The 15,944-nt window shown below is 46.7% G+C and carries 14 protein-coding genes; 9 read left to right on the top strand and 5 right to left on the bottom strand.

All coding sequences use genetic code 11. The features are described from left to right. Positions 1–104 precede the first annotated feature (104 nt). Together AELLOGFF_RS16435 and AELLOGFF_RS16430 are read right to left on the bottom strand one after the other, a co-directional pair. On the bottom strand, positions 105–743 hold the full coding sequence (locus tag AELLOGFF_RS16435) for a hypothetical protein (protein ID WP_200842763.1): 639 nt from the start codon (positions 741–743) through the stop codon (positions 105–107). Positions 744–773: 30 nt separating this feature from the next. Beyond that, entirely contained in the window at positions 774–2,108 is a 1,335-nt protein-coding gene (locus AELLOGFF_RS16430; RefSeq protein ID WP_159270079.1) for a YHYH protein, read from the bottom strand. A gap of 296 nt (positions 2,109–2,404) precedes the next feature. Here AELLOGFF_RS16430 and AELLOGFF_RS16425 point away from each other — a divergent pair, with 296 nt between their 5' ends. The 6 genes from AELLOGFF_RS16425 to AELLOGFF_RS16400 all read left to right on the top strand — a co-directional run bounded on the left by AELLOGFF_RS16425 (position 2,405) and on the right by AELLOGFF_RS16400 (position 8,373). Then, positions 2,405–2,893 (top strand): hypothetical protein, encoded by a 489-nt coding sequence (locus tag AELLOGFF_RS16425; RefSeq protein WP_159270078.1) that lies wholly within the window; start codon positions 2,405–2,407, stop codon positions 2,891–2,893. A 66-nt stretch (positions 2,894–2,959) separates the two neighbouring features. Further along, positions 2,960–3,796, top strand: a complete 837-nt coding sequence (locus tag AELLOGFF_RS16420) for a helix-turn-helix domain-containing protein (protein WP_159270077.1) — start codon at positions 2,960–2,962, stop codon at positions 3,794–3,796. 102 nt (positions 3,797–3,898) lie between these two features. After that, entirely contained in the window at positions 3,899–5,701 is a 1,803-nt protein-coding gene (locus AELLOGFF_RS16415) for an acyl-CoA dehydrogenase (protein ID WP_159270076.1), read from the top strand. A 21-nt stretch (positions 5,702–5,722) separates the two neighbouring features. Next, positions 5,723–6,184, top strand: a complete 462-nt coding sequence (locus AELLOGFF_RS16410) for a MaoC family dehydratase (RefSeq protein WP_159270075.1) — start codon at positions 5,723–5,725, stop codon at positions 6,182–6,184. Between the two features lie 47 nt (positions 6,185–6,231). Beyond that, positions 6,232–7,152, top strand: coding sequence for an SDR family NAD(P)-dependent oxidoreductase (locus AELLOGFF_RS16405; protein WP_159270074.1), 921 nt, complete (start codon positions 6,232–6,234; stop codon positions 7,150–7,152). Between the two features lie 39 nt (positions 7,153–7,191). Then, complete coding sequence (locus AELLOGFF_RS16400) at positions 7,192–8,373, top strand: acetyl-CoA C-acyltransferase (RefSeq protein WP_159270073.1); 1,182 nt, start codon at positions 7,192–7,194, stop codon at positions 8,371–8,373. A 100-nt stretch (positions 8,374–8,473) separates the two neighbouring features. On the opposite strand, the gene AELLOGFF_RS16395 is transcribed toward AELLOGFF_RS16400, so the two are convergent. Together AELLOGFF_RS16395 and AELLOGFF_RS16390 are read right to left on the bottom strand one after the other, a co-directional pair. After that, on the bottom strand, positions 8,474–8,968 hold the full coding sequence (locus tag AELLOGFF_RS16395; protein ID WP_159270072.1) for a hypothetical protein: 495 nt from the start codon (positions 8,966–8,968) through the stop codon (positions 8,474–8,476). A gap of 11 nt (positions 8,969–8,979) precedes the next feature. Then, entirely contained in the window at positions 8,980–9,849 is an 870-nt protein-coding gene (locus tag AELLOGFF_RS16390) for a metal-dependent hydrolase (RefSeq protein ID WP_159287840.1), read from the bottom strand. Between the two features lie 394 nt (positions 9,850–10,243). Here AELLOGFF_RS16390 and AELLOGFF_RS16385 point away from each other — a divergent pair, with 394 nt between their 5' ends. Together AELLOGFF_RS16385 and AELLOGFF_RS16380 are read left to right on the top strand one after the other, a co-directional pair. Beyond that, positions 10,244–10,435, top strand: a complete 192-nt coding sequence (locus AELLOGFF_RS16385; protein WP_159270070.1) for a hypothetical protein — start codon at positions 10,244–10,246, stop codon at positions 10,433–10,435. A 221-nt stretch (positions 10,436–10,656) separates the two neighbouring features. Further along, entirely contained in the window at positions 10,657–13,380 is a 2,724-nt protein-coding gene (locus AELLOGFF_RS16380) for a LuxR C-terminal-related transcriptional regulator (RefSeq protein WP_159270069.1), read from the top strand. A 66-nt stretch (positions 13,381–13,446) separates the two neighbouring features. On the opposite strand, the gene AELLOGFF_RS16375 is transcribed toward AELLOGFF_RS16380, so the two are convergent. Then, entirely contained in the window at positions 13,447–14,466 is a 1,020-nt protein-coding gene (locus AELLOGFF_RS16375) for a helix-turn-helix domain-containing protein (protein WP_159270068.1), read from the bottom strand. 115 nt (positions 14,467–14,581) lie between these two features. Between AELLOGFF_RS16375 and AELLOGFF_RS16370 the strand changes: the two genes are divergently transcribed. Then, a complete protein-coding gene (locus tag AELLOGFF_RS16370; protein WP_159270067.1) occupies positions 14,582–15,640 on the top strand; it encodes an alpha/beta fold hydrolase in 1,059 nt (352 codons plus the stop codon). Positions 15,641–15,944: the final 304 nt, after the last annotated feature.

Below are 15,944 nucleotides of genomic sequence, written 5' to 3'. Positions count from 1 at the left end.
GGGGCAGCAAGGATTGGGGAAGTACCTAGCTGCGGTAATTTTTAAGTGGGATGCAAGATCGCTTGATATCGGGTATTTCTTGATCATTTTAATAAGCCAGTGTGTTAGTGGGGACTGCTTACCGGGAAGCTTTCAAACCTATGTTTGATTAACTGGGTGTCCGCAGGCGTGATGAACAAGGTGGCGATAATGGGTTTGTCTTGGTAGGTCCAATATCGGTGACAGTGATTGTTAATGCTAACGCTAATTTGGTTTATTCCAGGCTGTAAGGCGCTGTCGGGTATATGTGCAACGGATGCATATAAACGCTGGATTTTAACGCTATTAACGTAAAGGTGGGCGTGTCCTGTTAGTTGGCTGCCTTGAGCATCGTCAGTGCAAGCACCGCTGGCCATCATGTTTTTCATGGCGCTTTCGTCATTTTTGCCTTGCGCATAATCGGGCGGCGGTATGAGAGTAAAGCTATCACTAAGAAGAGTGAGGTTATAACCTGATATCGCATCCTTCACGATCTTCAGGCTTAAGGCCGGTGGCAAGGCCGTATCAGGGACCGCAATCGGCGTATGGGAGTGATCCATATCTTGAGCAGCGACGGGCAAGGCCAGCAATAACAGAGGGGTTATGAGCAAGTTGCGTCTTATTGCTTGGCAAGCACGTATCATATGCTTGCCTTGTCGCTTGAGGCGCTGGGTAAATGTCTTGTGCATCATTCTCTCTTGCTTGTCTTCTTGGAGCGCAGTCATCGCGGTGTTACCACGTAGGGTGAGCGGTAATTAAAATAGAAATAACGGTGGGCCTCCGTCTCCAGGGCCGCCCGGTGTGGTGGATTCACAGCTGCGAACCGCATTATCTGGCAGCTCGCCGTAAAATGTCGGGCCAATGGTATAGGGAAAAGCGGGTGACAGTTTTCCTGAGTCTGAGGTCAGTGTGATGTGGTAGTGATAGCCGCGACCGTCATTGTTGTCGTGGCCATTATGTTCATCGAGTTGCGCGCCATTGGCTGTCGCTTGGGCGTAGTAGTAATCCTCAAGATAGTAACCGTCCACTGCAGCTAGGGTATTGCCGGAAAGAGTTGATACGTTTTCGCCGATGTCTGGGCCAGCGGTAATATTGTAATTCACCCCTTGGGAAACGTCATAAACATCATTGAGTATGCAGCTGCGTTCACCGGGGGTGTTGCAGCCGCCCTCGCTCTCACTGGCGCTGTAATCGCGTATTTTCCAAGCACTTATGGCAAGTTCATTGTTGTTTTCCCATGGGCCGTATACGGGATAACCATCGGCGGCAAACCCATAAATTGGGGAGTGCTCGTCGCCGTTGTCACTGACTAGGTCGGCTAAACAGCTGGTGTAAAAGTGGTGGTGGTATTCGCCATTTGCCGCGTGGCCTCCACAGATATCCACGTCATATTGCTCGGCAATCGGGGCAAGGTTATACCAAATGTTTTGCCCCCAGCTCATGCCGTCGCCCCAGTCAAAAATGGCGCTGCCATTGACCATTAATCCGATGGTGCCCAGCCCCGTTGAACAATTAGAATCATTGCTGGCTGGGGCGGGTTCAGCGGTAAAATATTCACCTCGTTCAAGGCTGGTTGGGCATCCCGGTCCTGGCGGCCAATACCCTGAGCCTCCAGTGTCGCTACAATTTTCAGTGCTGCTGTTGTAGCCAATATGTTCGCCAAAAGTGACGAGGTCGCCAACCGTTGCCGTGGTTGTGCCGGCGTCGAAATCACTGTTTGCAAGGGGGCGGTTGTTCAGGGCGTCAATCATATCTTGCGTCATAACGGTATCGTATTTTGGAATGCCATTGGTTTCGATATAGGTGTATTCGACACCGTCAATGGTTTGCGCTTCTGCCAGCTGAACATCTTCTAGTACGCCCACGCTGCTACCGCTAGATTCAAAAATCTGTGCTGAGCGGGAGCTCGTATTTATCATCCACGTAGCCAGTGACTCGTTAGTGTCATCGTTATCGCTATTACTCGGTATGCTGCTGTCATCATTGTCGGAATCTGTTGATGTGCTGGAGCTACCGCCTCCACAGGCAATTAATATGCAAGACATGGCCAGTAGGGTGAGGGCTAAAAGAGAAAACTGTGGGTTGAACATGGCAGGTCACCGGTTTGTTACCTATTTTTAGAAAGTATGGTGATTAATGTTGAAGTAAATAAGGAGGAATTGGGGAGATGGAAGTGTAGGCGTCTTAATTGACGTAACGGAGGATGCTAAACCTGGCTCCCCACATTCTGATTAGGGTAGTCAATTGGAGTTTGATAGTGGATTAGTCATACAGGGGTGACGATAAGCTGATATTATCCTCACAATAGAAAAACTGATATTGAGTGCAGCCTCCATAACGTTGTTGCTGGCGGTGAGTGTGCGGGTAGACACGGGGAAGGATAATAATGAAAAGAGTATTTTTTGCTTTTATTACAGCACTGCTACTGACTAACTGTGCTCAGGTAAATGAATTCTCGGGGCTTTCTCAATCTTATTCCGGCCCTGTTGCCCACATAAATGATAGCAGCAGCAAAGTATCACTGATCAAGCAGCATTTTTATGAATTAGCTGCCGTTAATGATAAGCATGTTTACGCTAGCTCCACCTGTACTCAAGATGGCGGCAATGCAAATCAGCAAGGCCTAAGCCTATGTTCTCAGCGTCATGAGGTGCCTGCCGGAAAGCAGCGTTTGAATATTCGAGCGGTGAATTATGTTACGGTGCCATTCTTCTCCTTTTTTAATAATATCTATAAGGCCGAAGGCAGTGTCCTGGTCAATTTGGAGGTGGGCGAGGAGTATTTTGTTAAAGGCAATATTGACGGAGACAAGGCTGCTGTGTGGGTGGAAGATGCGCGGGGTGACATGGTTTCGGCAAAGATTGAATCGCGATAGTTTGTTCAGCGCGACGTATCCAAAGCCACTCACGGTGGTGAATTCATTGGTATAAGCAGAGCGGCAATGAAAGATAATAATACACATTCTGTTTTTGGCCGCTTTCTTAAATTTTGGCGCGGCGTGCATGGCCTGAGCCAAGAAGAGTTGGCAGATCGTTTGGATAGTTCACCGCGCCATATAAGTCGTTTGGAAAACGGCAATAGTCGGCCTAGCGAAACCATGGTCTTGGATATTGCAAACGTGATGGCGTTGGGTCGGCGTGATTTGACTCATTTGCTGATTGCAGCCGGCTATGCGCCGCGTGAAGAAAAAATTGATTTTAACTCGCCGGAATTAAAGTGGCTTCGCAAGGCGCTGCAGATGAATTTGCGCGCATTAGATCCTTTCCCAGCCTCGGTCGTAGATAGCTCGACAAATATTCTCATGGTTAATCGAGGGTGGGTAAGTTTTTACTCGCGCATTGTCAGTGAGCAAGCGCTGGCATCGGTGACGAATTTTTATGACTTTATTTTCAGCCATTCTGGCGCGGGAAATATCGTCAGTGATTGGCCTGATACCTTGTCTGCTATTTTAATGTCCATTCAACAGACCGCCCTGTTTACCGGCGATGAAACGGCAAACCAGACCGTTGAGCGTTTAAAGGCGTATCCGAGTGTACCTTCAGACTGGCGGCAGCGCGCGGCGCGCACCGAACCCATGGCAAGCTTCCGAGTTCAGTTGGATATTGATGGTGAATTAAAACGGTTTTTTAGTGTGGGAAGCATGGTTGGTGCTTTGGGGCCTAGTGCGTTTGTCTCTGAGCCCAAGCTAAGTATTGTGACCCTCTATCCAGAAAATGAGCAGGACACCTTCGGCGACGTGTCAAATCAGCAGCTTTCTCACCCCTTGCTATTTTATTAGCGTCAAAAACGTGTGTGATTGCAGCTAGACATTCGGTGTCGTGGTGGCCAAAACCGCATTTCGACAGAATGCACCCCTACTTTGCATTGAGGTTAGGTGATTATGACGGCAGCAATACTCTCTGAACGCGATATCCAATTCATGCTTTATGAGCTATTTGATGCTGAGAGCTTGATCGAGCGCTCGCGTTATGAAGACCATTCTAAGGAAACCTTTAATGCGGCCATCAATACCGCCCAGCAAATTGCTGCCAAGTATTTTGTGCCTATTCGTAAAAAAGTTGATGAGCAGCAGCCGACCTTTGACGGCAAGAAAGTCACCATGATTCCGGAAATCAAAGTGGCGGTTGACGCTGCCATTGAGGCCGGTTTCGTGTCGTCAACGGCAGATTATGACTATGGCGGCATGCAGCTGCCCCTGATGATCTCCACTGCCGCCAATGCGTATTTGTCGGCTGCTGGCAGTACAACGATGGGTTATATCGCGCTGACCTCAGCCAATGCCAGCCTGATTGAAAATCATGGTTCACCGGAGCAGATAGAAAAATGGGTAAAGCCCATGCGCAGTGGTCGCTTTGCCGGCACCATGGCCATGACCGAGCCAAGCGCGGGTTCTGGGCTTGCGGATTTGCTGACGACGGCGGTTCCAGCAGAAGACGGCACTTACCGTATTAGCGGGAGTAAAATTTTTATTTCTGGCGGTGATCACGATCTCAATGACAATATTGTTCATTTGGTCTTGGCCAGAATTAAGGGGGCTCCAGCCGGCGTCAAAGGGATATCCCTTTTTATTGTTCCTAAAGTACTTGTCAACGATGACGGTAGCTTGGGTGAGCGCAACGACGTCGCCTTAGCCGGCTTGTTCCATAAAATGGGTGGCCGCGGCCATACCTCAACGGCATTGAGTTTTGGTGAGAAAGACGGCGCCGTTGGCTACTTGCTGGGTGAAGCGAATCGTGGGCTCAGCTATATGTTTCATATGATGAACGAAGCACGCATCATGGTGGGCACTAATGCAGCGTGTACTGCCTTGGTGGGTTACCAATATTCCTTGGATTACGCACGTGAGCGTTTTCAAGGGCGCTTACCGTCGTGCAAAGACCCGTTGTCACCTCCCGTTAGTATTATTGAGCATGCCGATGTAAGGCGTATGCTGCTCACCCAAAAAGCGTATTCCGAAGGTGCTTTCGCGCTGTGCTTATTTGGCGCAAAACTGGCTGATGACCGTCACACCGCAAACAGTGACGAAGAGCGACAAAAAGCTAATACGCTGCTGGATTTCTTAACGCCCATTATTAAGAGCTGGCCTTCTGAATACGGCCCTAAGTCGAATGATTTAGCCATCCAAATACTGGGTGGTCACGGTTATATAAATGAGCATCCAGTGGAAATGTTCTACCGGGATAACCGCCTTAACCCGATTCACGAAGGGACCACAGGTATTCAGTCCATGGATTTATTGGCGCGGAAACTGCCCATGAATCAAATGGCGGGTTATCGCGCATGTCTAGCAGAAATTCAACACGATATTGAAGCCGCCAAGCTAGCTGGTCTGTCTAAAGCGGCAGAGCAGTTGAGTGTCGCGGTGGCAATACTCACTAAAACCACAGATCATTTACTAGGCTCGATGATGGAAAAGCCCATTGATCTGGTGTTGGCAAATTCCGTGAAATACTTAGATATGTTTGGTCATGTGGTGATCGCATGGTTGTGGCTGCGTCAGGGTGTAGTGGCACAAGCGGCATTGAACGCTGAACCTCACCAGACAGAGCAGGATTTTTATCGCGGTAAGTTGCAAGCAATGACATATTTTTTAAATTTTGAACTGCCTCTGCTAGAAGCGTGGTCTACAAACTTGATTAACCTCGATGCAACTTTTTACGACATGGAAAACAGCTGGTTTTAACAATAATTACGGAGAGTATTTATGACGACATTAATCGAAAAAGATCAAATTCAAAACTATATTGGTTTTGAATCAGAAGCGACAGATTGGCTGACAATAGATCAAGATAGGATTAATCAATTTGCTGATTGCACCTTGGATCATCAATTTATTCATGTAGATCCTGAGCGTGCAAAAGAGACCCCGTTTGGTACTACTATTGCCCACGGATTTCTGAGTTTATCTATGCTGTCGTATTTTTCTGAACAGTATAGCGTGGTCATAAACGGCGTTTATATGGGCATTAATTATGGCTTTGATAAAGTTCGTTTTCTTGCACCGGTAAAAGTGGGTAGTCGTATTCGTGCTAAGGCAAAAATTTTAGCCATTGATGAAATTAAGCCCGGGAATTTTCGGGTAAATACAGAAGTCACTATAGAGATAGACGGTGAGACAAAACCCGCTCTTGTGGCTGAGTGGATCGGCGTACAAATGGTTGCATAAACATTCCGGTCGGGAAATTGCCTTTACTAACATAGAAGGAGATAAAAATGAGTATACGTTTTGATGGTCAGGTAGCGATAGTGACAGGTGCCGGAAATGGTTTGGGGCGCAGTCATGCCTTAGCGCTGGCAGCGCGGGGCGCCAAGGTTGTGGTCAACGATTTAGGCGGTGCAAGAGATGGCGCTGGGGCATCTTCTGAAGCGGCGAAAGCCGTGGTTGCCGAGATCGTAGCCAGTGGTGGAGAAGCGATCGCACATGGCGCTAATGTGGCGGTCATGAGCGAAGTTGAAGACATGGTTAAGCAGGCGGTAGACGCTTGGGGCCGAGTTGATATTCTGGTTAATAACGCCGGTATTTTACGTGATAAATCCTTTACTAAAATGTCCTTAGACGATTTTAAATTAGTGATGGATGTTCATCTTATGGGGTCGGTAAATTGCACCAAAGCAGTTTGGGACTTAATGAAGGAGCAGCAGTATGGCCGTATTGTGATGACAACCTCATCCAGCGGTATGTATGGCAACTTTGGCCAAGCAAATTACGGCGCTGCCAAAATGGCGGTTGTGGGTTTGATGAATACCCTAGGGCTGGAAGGTGCCAAGTACAATGTTAGAGTGAATTCTTTAGCGCCTACCGCAGCAACACGGATGACAGAAGATTTGATGCCAGAAGAAATTTTGGCCATGTTGGTGCCAGAAGCCGTTACAGCTGGGGCACTATTACTTTGTCATGACGGTGCGCCTAGTCGTCACATTTTATGTGCCGGTGGCGGTGGCTACGCAAGCTCCAGAATTTTTGAAACGGAAGGGGTGTATTTAGATCCTAGCCAGCAAACACCCGAAGCTGTTGCCGAGCACTGGGACGAAATTTGTAACACCGACAGGCAGGCACCCCTAGAGAATGGCGCTAAACAGTCAGAAAAATTCTTGTTAAAAGCGCAGGCATTTTTACAGCAAAATAATGCGTAATTTAATCTGCAAAACGAGCATCAATACAGGACATTTATTATGAAAGACGCAGTGATTGTATCAGCGGCGCGCACCCCAATTGGCAAGGCTTATCGTGGTGCCTTTAATAATTTAGAGGCACCTTCGTTGTCAGCCGTAGCGATTAAAGCAGCGGTAGCGCGTTCGGGAGTTGATCCTCAAGAATTAGACGACTGCATTATGGGCGCGGCTCTTCAGCAGGGCAGTCAGTCAATGAACTTTGGTCGCAATGCGGCAATGGCCGCTGGCTTGCCAGTAACTGTTGCTGGTATGACGATTGACCGACAGTGCTCTTCTGGCCTAATTACGATTGCAACCGGTGCCAAGCAGATAATGACAGACGGTGTACCAATGTTGCTGGCGGGCGGTTGCGAATCTATTTCTTTAGTACAAAACGAGCATATGAATGTGCATCGCGCTGTAGATCCTAAAGCGGCAGCTCATGCTCCAGCTTTGTATATGGGAATGCTAGACACCGCTGAGGTTGTTGCCAACCGCTATAATGTATCTCGCGAAGCTCAGGATGAATACGCATTGCAATCGCAGCAGAGAACCGCTGCGGCTCAAGCTGCGGGTAAATTTGATGATGAGATCGTACCCGTCACCGCCACTAAGCTTGTGATGAACAAGGAGACCGGCGAGGCTTCAGAAGAGCAAGTAACCTTAAGTAAAGATGAGGGTAATCGTCCATCAACCACCTTAGAAAGTTTGTCGAGCCTTAAATCGGTTCGCGAGGGTGGCAGCATAACCGCAGGTAATGCTTCACAGCTTTCAGATGGCGCGGCGGCGGTGGTGCTCATGGATGGTAAATTAGCCGAGCAGCGTGGTTTGGCGCCGCTGGGTATTTACCGTGGACTTGCTGTTGCCGGTTGTGAACCTGATGAAATGGGTATTGGTCCGGTGTATGCCATTCCTAAGCTGCTTAAACGCGCAGGCTTAAAAATGGATGACATTGGGCTGTGGGAATTAAACGAAGCGTTCGCTGTGCAGGTGATTTACTGCCGTGACAAGCTGGGCATTCCTAATGATCGTCTAAACGTAAATGGCGGTGCTATTTCCATTGGTCATCCTTATGGAATGAGCGGCAGCCGTATGGTTATGCATGCATTGTTAGAAGGTAAGCGTCGAGGGGTTAAATACGTGGTTGTCACCATGTGTGTTGGTGGCGGCATGGGTGCGGCGGGCTTATTTGAAGTTTGCTAGCTTTAAGCTGATAGCGCGATATGTAGTGTGACAGTAGCACCTTGTTTTTTTAACTTAAAATTTCAAGGTGCTATATTCTTATATATATAAAATAAACAGACTATACCTGTTGGTGATTTTTAGAATACTTCCAAGCGGCCAGTAAGATCCCGATAGCAAATACAAAACTCAGTGTTACGCCGGGGTAAAAAAGGAAGAACGCAAGGGCATTCATTAAATTGGAATTCTCGTCAAATATTAGGCCCCGTGCATTTTCAAATAGAGGGTCGATCGCAGATGCAATAATGATGGTCCAAGAAATAATCAGCGGTGTTATTGTTAGCCATCGTATACTTTTAACAAAAGTTAAAAATACCGGAAGCAGTGCTGCAATTAGCCAGAGCATTAAGCCATTAACAATACATTCCATATGAGCCATGCGCCAAGCATCATAGGTTCCGGGTACTTGGTATTCGATCTTGCCGGGAATAGGGAATAGACTTATTTCACCGGTAATAAAGAATAAAAATCCAAAACCAATAATAAAGCCGATGAGTAATATTAGGGTGCCGTTAATCACTAATATGCGTTGATACTTTAGTATTTCTTCGTTCATTTCTTCTGTCCTTATACTATTGGATTTATTAAATTGTTGGTGTCTAGGTAAGCTAAATTTTCGCTGTTATTTTTGTGAGCATGAATCCAGTCAACACTCCATTGGGGATCTTTTATATCGCTAGGGTGATGCCAGGGTAATAATGAGTGAAGCAGCTTAGGAGCTGTGCCAAATAAAAAGCAGAGATTGTATTTTATGATGTTTAGGCGTTGTCCTATTTTCCGCCAACCGCCGTCTTTTTTCATCATAATGATATATCCACGTCGGCTAAATTTCATCACGTGTAGTGCGGCGAAAAAAGTACCGTAAACGCGATGCCAGTAACTTCCATAGGCGGCTTGATATGCATCGTAGGCTGCGCATTTGTGTTCTATTTCTTCAACAAAATGCCAGAGGATCAAGGAGGCAACGTGTGGGTCGGAGCCGCCAAAAAGAGACTCACGATGTTTTATTAGCCAGTGACCCACCGCTAACGCCATTGATTCAAAACCCGCTGCATAGGCAAGGTTGAAGCGCAGGCTTTGGTGTTTTTCTAGCGCGCTATATTCTTTGAGCATTTGCTCCTCTAGGGCATTAAGTTCTTGGTAGCCTTTCGATTTTATTAAATCGTTGAATTTTCTGTGCTGCTGATAGTGCTGCGCCTCTTGGCCAATATAGTCTTTTACTTCTTGAATAAGTGCTGGGTCCTTGAGCTTAGGAAGCGCTTTCTTCATGGTGCGTATAAGGTAGGGTTCTAAATAAGGCATGGCCAGTGACGCACCGTTGACCATATAGCTCCACTCTGGCTTGGCGCGATTCCATTGCGCATCAATGTCGTCGTTAAAAACAAAGGGCATTCGTCTTACTACTAAAGTGCGTTCACTAGTGTGATGCTCTGGCATATTGGCCTCGGAGATTAATCGCTGATTTTGATTGCACTCTACGTAGAAAGGCAGCGCTTGATACCACCCGTTTTGAGAATTCTAATACGCCACCTATTTTGGTGGTGGTTCTCTACCACCGCAATGAAGCTAGGGCGTACTGGAAGAAGGGGGTGGCGTCGACTTTGCCGACAACATCCGTCTGGCAAATGCCAACACCATGGGTCACGACAATCACTTCGTCAGTGGGGAGTGGCGCAAAGTCATTGTTCTGCAGTTGAGCGCTTTCTATATCGCTTTGGGCAACCCCGCGCTTGCGGTTAATGGTTGAGACATGGGCTGCTCGCTATTTTTAAAATTCTAGGCGAACAATAAAATCGTGTAAGGGTTAGTGCACCACCAAAATTGATGCGATGTGTTACCACAAGAAATTGATGCGTTTAAAAATCGGCGTGAAATTGTGCACAAATTGGATGGCAGTGCGGTCAGTATATCGAATGAATTGAGAGGCGTTTATTGGCGGCAAAGACTAGGTGATGTTGGTGACGATTTACTGCTCATTTATGTTCAATCCACAAACATCGCTGTTGCTGTTAGTTTGATTTAACGTATCTGAAGGTTTAGTAGCGCCTCAGCTTAATAAGGCATCCACTATTTCTGGTATGTATACCCACCACCATAAATAGTGGTTGTTTAGTGGCTGCACTCGGGTTAGCTTCCACCTAAAGCTTTCAATGGTACGCTGCTGATGGGTTTGTATACTCGGTGTTTCTGGTGGCTAGCCATGGGTGCATATGGTGGCAATAATAATTCTAACAGGTATTTTTCATGCAGTTTTCAGTAGCGCGGCTTTCGCATTTCAAGCCATTGTTGGACGTGTCTCAGCTAGTTACGCGAGAGTGCGGGCAAGACGTGCTCAATGCCATACTGGAGTCGGGTAAAAAACTGACTTATTTGGAGTCCGCGCCTGGTTACGGAAAATCCTGTGTGATGACGCAGGCATATGAACTGGTCTCCCAGCAGCGGAAGTCAGCTTGGTGTGCATTTTCTCCAGAGCATCGTGAGCCTCTGGTGCTGCTGCGGCTTATTTCGCAAGCGTTGCAGCGAACCGTGAGTGGTGTCGGCTCTGTAACGGAAGCGTTGATACAGTCCATTGATGGTGTTGACGTTAACATCGTGACGGCGATGCTCATTAATGAATTACATACTGCGGATAGTGATGTGGTGTTGTTCTTTGATAATGTCCATCAGTTATCCACTACAGATGGTTTAGAGCTTATTGCCGATATTATTGAGAGTAGCCATCAGCGAATTAAATTTGTTGTTGCTAGCCGGGCTAGTTTGCCTGCACGATTTGAATTTTTACTCCCACTGGGTCAGCTTTGCCATATTCCCCAAGAGGCATTTCGTTTAAGTGTTTTGGAGGCATCGGCGATATTAAGTCAGCGCTTTGGCGTTGAGCTAGCTGGCGATCAAGTTAATGCCTTGCTGTCACAAATTGATGCGTGGCCAATCGCGTTAAATCTAATTGGTGAGTATTTCGATGGCGATAGTTCTTTTGCGCCAGAAATTTTTATGCAGGAAAAATACCTGACTCCGTGTTATCGATATTTCGACGAGCAAGTAATGGCAGGCTTGAATGCAGCGCAGCGTAAAAGTTTATTCGAGCTGGCACAGTTAAATACGATTACTGAACCGTTGGGTGATTTCTTTGACCCAGCTTGCCAAGAGACACTGACATTATTACGCAATGACAATTTGTTTTTATTTACGATGGAGGTTGATCACAGCTACCGACTTCACAACCTCTTTCATCAGTATCTTTTAACTCGTTCTCAGGAATTACCGCAAAGCCGCATAGTAAGTATTCATCAGCAGGTATTTGAGTGGTGCTTTAATGTGGGTAATTATCAGGAGGCGGTATTTCATGCTCTGGCGATTAAAGATTGGCATCGAGTTGTTAGTGTTGTAGAGCGCTTCCGCATAGAAATTATGACCCATAATCAATTGCGCGCAGCGGCGGGGTGGATAGAGTCGCTGCCGAGTGACTTGGTGAAAACGCGGCCTAAATTGCTTTTGATCTTGAGCTGGTGTTACGCCTTGCAGGGTGCTAGAGAGAAAGCGGTACATTATCTTTCTGAGATTGATGAGGCGGGGTTGGCGTCACTACATGAAACGGAAGCGCATGATGTTGCCCTGGAATTAGATGCGCTTAATTGTGTGATTATGATGTGTCGTGGCCGTTATGATGAGTTAGAAGTGCTTTGCGAGCGTTACAACCATTTAGAAATAGACGCTTCAAATATTTTTAAAAATGTACAGGCAGCTGGCTTAGTGTATGCGTTATTTAACACCGGACATCACGATCAGGCGCATCGTCTTGCGGTAAAGCTAGAGTCTGGTGGCGATCAAACAAATTTGCTGGCACTGGTATATCGACACATATTTCGCGGCATGGCTTATCGTCTAGACGGCCGCTTACAGCAAGCGAAGGCAGAATATGAAAAATCAATTATTATTGCCGCCGATATCATTGGCGACCCCTTGTTACGGTTTTCTGTATCTGATGCCTTGCTGTCTGAAATATATTACGAGTGGGGCGATGTTAGTAACGCTAAGCGATACTTGCCGCTGCAAGAGGTATTAGGAAAAGACTCAGTAACAGTAGAGCCAATTATTGCGGCCTATCTGACGTCAGCGCGGATCGCCGCCGACGAGGGCCAAAATGAAACTGCCCTCGATATTTTAGCGCAAGGTGAATCTTACGGTTGCCGGGAGGGCTACGACCGAGTTGTGGCGAATATGTTGGGAGAGCGAGTGGTGGTTTTGCTCAAGCAAAATAAAACTGATGAGGCCAAGTCTTTGGTCGCAGAGTTAGACAGCTTGGCTGAGCGGAGAGCTTTGCGAGGGAATGCGGCGGCGGTGTGGTCTGACATTGAATATTGTCGCGGGGTGAGTGCAACCTTGCTAGAGCAGAGTGTGGGTAGTATTGATGTCAGTGCGTCATTGCATGTTTTGTCTGTGTTGGCGGAGCAGGCGACACGGGCAAATCGAAAATCAGAGCTTATCAAAATTACTCTGCTAGAGGCGGTGACGTATGATCAATGTGGAAAACACAAAACCGCCCTCCGAAAAGCAACACAGGCTATTGCCTTGGCATCAAGCGGCTTGCTACTAAGTAGTTTGTGCGGCTTAAGCAACAAGGTAGTGGTGTTGCTCAGAAAAGCTCTTAAGAACTGGGATTCAGAAAAGGCGTCAGTTCCTTGGTCTGGCGATCAGAGCTATATATCGCGTTTAAAACAACATTTTGATGTGCCAGAGCGCGATGTTTTGGAGCAAGTGGGGGGTAAAGGCGCAATTGAAGCGCTGAGTGGTAAAGATACCACCTTGCTTCAGTATTTGGGTGAGGGCCTAAAGAATCGGGAAATCGCTGAGGCGATGTCACTCAGCGAGAATACCATTGCTTGGCATTTGAAAAATCTCTATGGAAAGTTGCACGCCAGCAATCGCACGTCAGCGGTTAATATTGCTCGACAGCTTCGCTTAATTTAATGTCGGTTTAGCTAGGTATACAAACTTTAGGCTAACAAACGCTGATTAAAGAGCTTGGTATTGTAGTTAAAGAGAATTGTCAGAATCTGTGTATTGGGTTCGATAGGCGTTTGGGGTGCAATTATTAAGTTGCCTATAAGCGCGCCTAAAGTTTGCCGCATCTTGGTAACCCAGTTGCGCCGCTATTGCGTCAATACTGTATTTGGTTTCGCTCAGATAGTGGTTGGCCCACTCGTTGGTAACGGTATTGAGTAACTTGCGGAAAGTGGTGTCTTCTTCTGCGAGGCGGCGACTTAATGTTCGCTCAGATAGCGTTAGGGTTTGGGCAACACTGCTAAAAGTGGGCATGGGTAATGTGTGCGAACGAAGTATGGTAAGAACGTGGTGGCTATAAAGTTTCTGGTCGGCAGCATTGAATTCTTGGGTAAGTTTAATGAATTGATTACGTCCCGTTTCCCATTGGTTTAGATCATAAAAGGGAGACGGTGAATCGCCAAGATGGTGAGGCACGTTAACCCCACTAAGGGCTTGGTTAAAAAAACAGGGTGAGTTGAAGTGCTCGGCATATTGATCAAAATAGTCAGGCTTGTCGTATGCAAAAAGATAGCTTCCTTCAACAAAAGGGCGCCCAATAATAAGCTCGACGGTATTTTGAATAATAAGGACAAAAACTTCGTGTTGGATGCGTCTGATCGCGGGCTCGAGGTAAATCTGCTCGCGGCATCTGATTTTCAAGGCGTCACCAACTACTGTTTCATACAGCATGTAGTCACTTGTCAGGCGGCTGAATGCCATGAGTGAGCGCAGGCATTGGTGTAGATTCGGAGCCGAAAGTGAGATGGCGCCAGCTTCGCCTACCGCTAGCGCATCCGCGTGGCGACCAAATTTTAAACCAAGCGCTAAGTCGCCACTAATGTCCAGTGCATTGTTAAGCAGGGTATTAAATTGACTCAGCGGCATGTAATTCTGCTGGTGAATACTGTTGCTAGTTTGGCGGGTGTTTTTTGTAAGTTGCGGCCAGCTCTCCGCGGTTAAATTTAACTCGCGAACAATAAGTCGGGCGATAACATTCGAAACAATTTGCATGCAAAAAGCGCCTATGTGGCGGAAAATGACACTCTGTTGGCGAATAGTACCCTGCGCTTAAGGGAAAATGCAATGTAGGATGTGTCAACATGTTAGTCTAATCAAGATAATAAAAATGTTGATCAGCACAAATACGCCACTTAAAAATCCGCCAAAGGATTATTCGCCCACGGGCTGTGAGCATTGGTATGTGCTCAAGGATGGCTATGATGCGGGTAAAACGATGTTTTACTACGATTTTACTATTGGTGATGGCGAGCCAGCTGCGACCCTTTTGATGGTGCATGGTAACCCGGAAAGCTCATATACCTATCGCCATATACGAGACTATCTGACGGGTGCGGATATAAACCTGCGGATTATTGCAATGGATCATATTGGTTTTGGGCTTTCAGACCAAGCTGATTTTGAAATGATTGATATGCACCATGCTGCGAACCTGATTCAACTAGTGAGAGAGCTGCAGTTAGAAGATGTGACATTACTTGTGCACGATTGGGGTGGTCCAATCGGAATAGGGGCGTTGCTCCAAGATCATTGGCGGGTGAAAAACTTAGTGGTGCTTAACACTACAGTTTTTCCTATGCCGGAAGAGGGGCTGACCTATAAAAACTTCCCTATAACGTGGCTGCCGTGGTGCAGAGTGCCAAAGTTGGTGCCAAATAGATTGTGGGGCGGTGTTGCGGGTTATGTCGTTTCTCATGCTAAGCCGCAAAGTAATTTTAAATTTGTGGCTGGTGTACTCACAAAAACAGCGCAGTTTGGTCTTGGCGCTATTCCTAAAGGCAGCCCTGATTACGTTTGGTCAGAAAGTTTACGCAGCGTAGCGAATGCGAAAAGCTCCAAGCGGAATGTACAGAATGCCGAAGTGTGGGGGCACGGCTATAGCTACCAAGATAAAAAACATGGTCGCCAGGATAACCATGATTTTTGTCAATTTATCCAAACCGAAATAGTGAAGCACTGGGGTGTGGATGGTCGTAATATTTCAGCCTGCGGTGTGTTTGGGCAGTGGGATGCCTGCGGTAAAGATGAAGTGATTATGCAATGGCAGCAGGCGCTACCAAGTATGAAAGAGCGGACCCTAAAATTTCCAGAGTCCGGCCATTTTGTTGAAGAAAGTAATGGTGACGATATCGCAGAGGCGGTCTTGTCATTGCTGGCAGAGGCATAGCTTGTCTTGCTGGTGTGAGCTAATTTCCATCAGATATGATGGGCGAGCTATAAACAAAATTGGGTAATAACCAGTAGTTTAAGTGGCGGTAATGTATTGCAAATACAACGTTAAGTTTAGCGTTTGTGATGACAATAACGAATACCGTATGACCAGAATTAATAAGGCGCTTGCTATGCCGTTTCTTGAGCTGTATTTGATTCGCAAAATGTGAAAGATAAAGTAAAAAAATTGACGATTAAATTTTGACTCAGAAAATAAAAATATATTGGCCAAGAAGCACAGAATTATCGACAGACTTTTC

The organism is Zhongshania aliphaticivorans, from assembly GCF_902705875.1.
In the GTDB taxonomy this organism is placed as follows: Bacteria; Pseudomonadota; Gammaproteobacteria; order Pseudomonadales; family Spongiibacteraceae; genus Spongiibacter; species Spongiibacter aliphaticivorans_A.
This window is presented reverse-complemented; position numbering and strand designations above follow the sequence as displayed.

What these genes read in the sequence shown, in the direction of transcription:
- AELLOGFF_RS16435 (WP_200842763.1), bottom strand. Translation starts at nt 743, where the DNA reads ATGACTGCGCTCCAAGAAGACAAGCAAGAGAGAATGATGCACAAGACA.
- AELLOGFF_RS16410 (WP_159270075.1), top strand. Translation starts at nt 5,723, where the DNA reads ATGACGACATTAATCGAAAAAGATCAAATTCAAAACTATATTGGTTTT.
- AELLOGFF_RS16375 (WP_159270068.1), bottom strand. Translation starts at nt 14,466, where the DNA reads ATGCAAATTGTTTCGAATGTTATCGCCCGACTTATTGTTCGCGAGTTA.
- AELLOGFF_RS16425 (WP_159270078.1), top strand. Translation starts at nt 2,405, where the DNA reads ATGAAAAGAGTATTTTTTGCTTTTATTACAGCACTGCTACTGACTAAC.
- AELLOGFF_RS16405 (WP_159270074.1), top strand. Translation starts at nt 6,232, where the DNA reads ATGAGTATACGTTTTGATGGTCAGGTAGCGATAGTGACAGGTGCCGGA.
- AELLOGFF_RS16430 (WP_159270079.1), bottom strand. Translation starts at nt 2,108, where the DNA reads ATGTTCAACCCACAGTTTTCTCTTTTAGCCCTCACCCTACTGGCCATG.
- AELLOGFF_RS16400 (WP_159270073.1), top strand. Translation starts at nt 7,192, where the DNA reads ATGAAAGACGCAGTGATTGTATCAGCGGCGCGCACCCCAATTGGCAAG.
- AELLOGFF_RS16390 (WP_159287840.1), bottom strand. Translation starts at nt 9,849, where the DNA reads ATGCCAGAGCATCACACTAGTGAACGCACTTTAGTAGTAAGACGAATG.
- AELLOGFF_RS16395 (WP_159270072.1), bottom strand. Translation starts at nt 8,968, where the DNA reads ATGAACGAAGAAATACTAAAGTATCAACGCATATTAGTGATTAACGGC.
- AELLOGFF_RS16370 (WP_159270067.1), top strand. Translation starts at nt 14,582, where the DNA reads ATGTTGATCAGCACAAATACGCCACTTAAAAATCCGCCAAAGGATTAT.
- AELLOGFF_RS16420 (WP_159270077.1), top strand. Translation starts at nt 2,960, where the DNA reads ATGAAAGATAATAATACACATTCTGTTTTTGGCCGCTTTCTTAAATTT.
- AELLOGFF_RS16380 (WP_159270069.1), top strand. Translation starts at nt 10,657, where the DNA reads ATGCAGTTTTCAGTAGCGCGGCTTTCGCATTTCAAGCCATTGTTGGAC.
- AELLOGFF_RS16415 (WP_159270076.1), top strand. Translation starts at nt 3,899, where the DNA reads ATGACGGCAGCAATACTCTCTGAACGCGATATCCAATTCATGCTTTAT.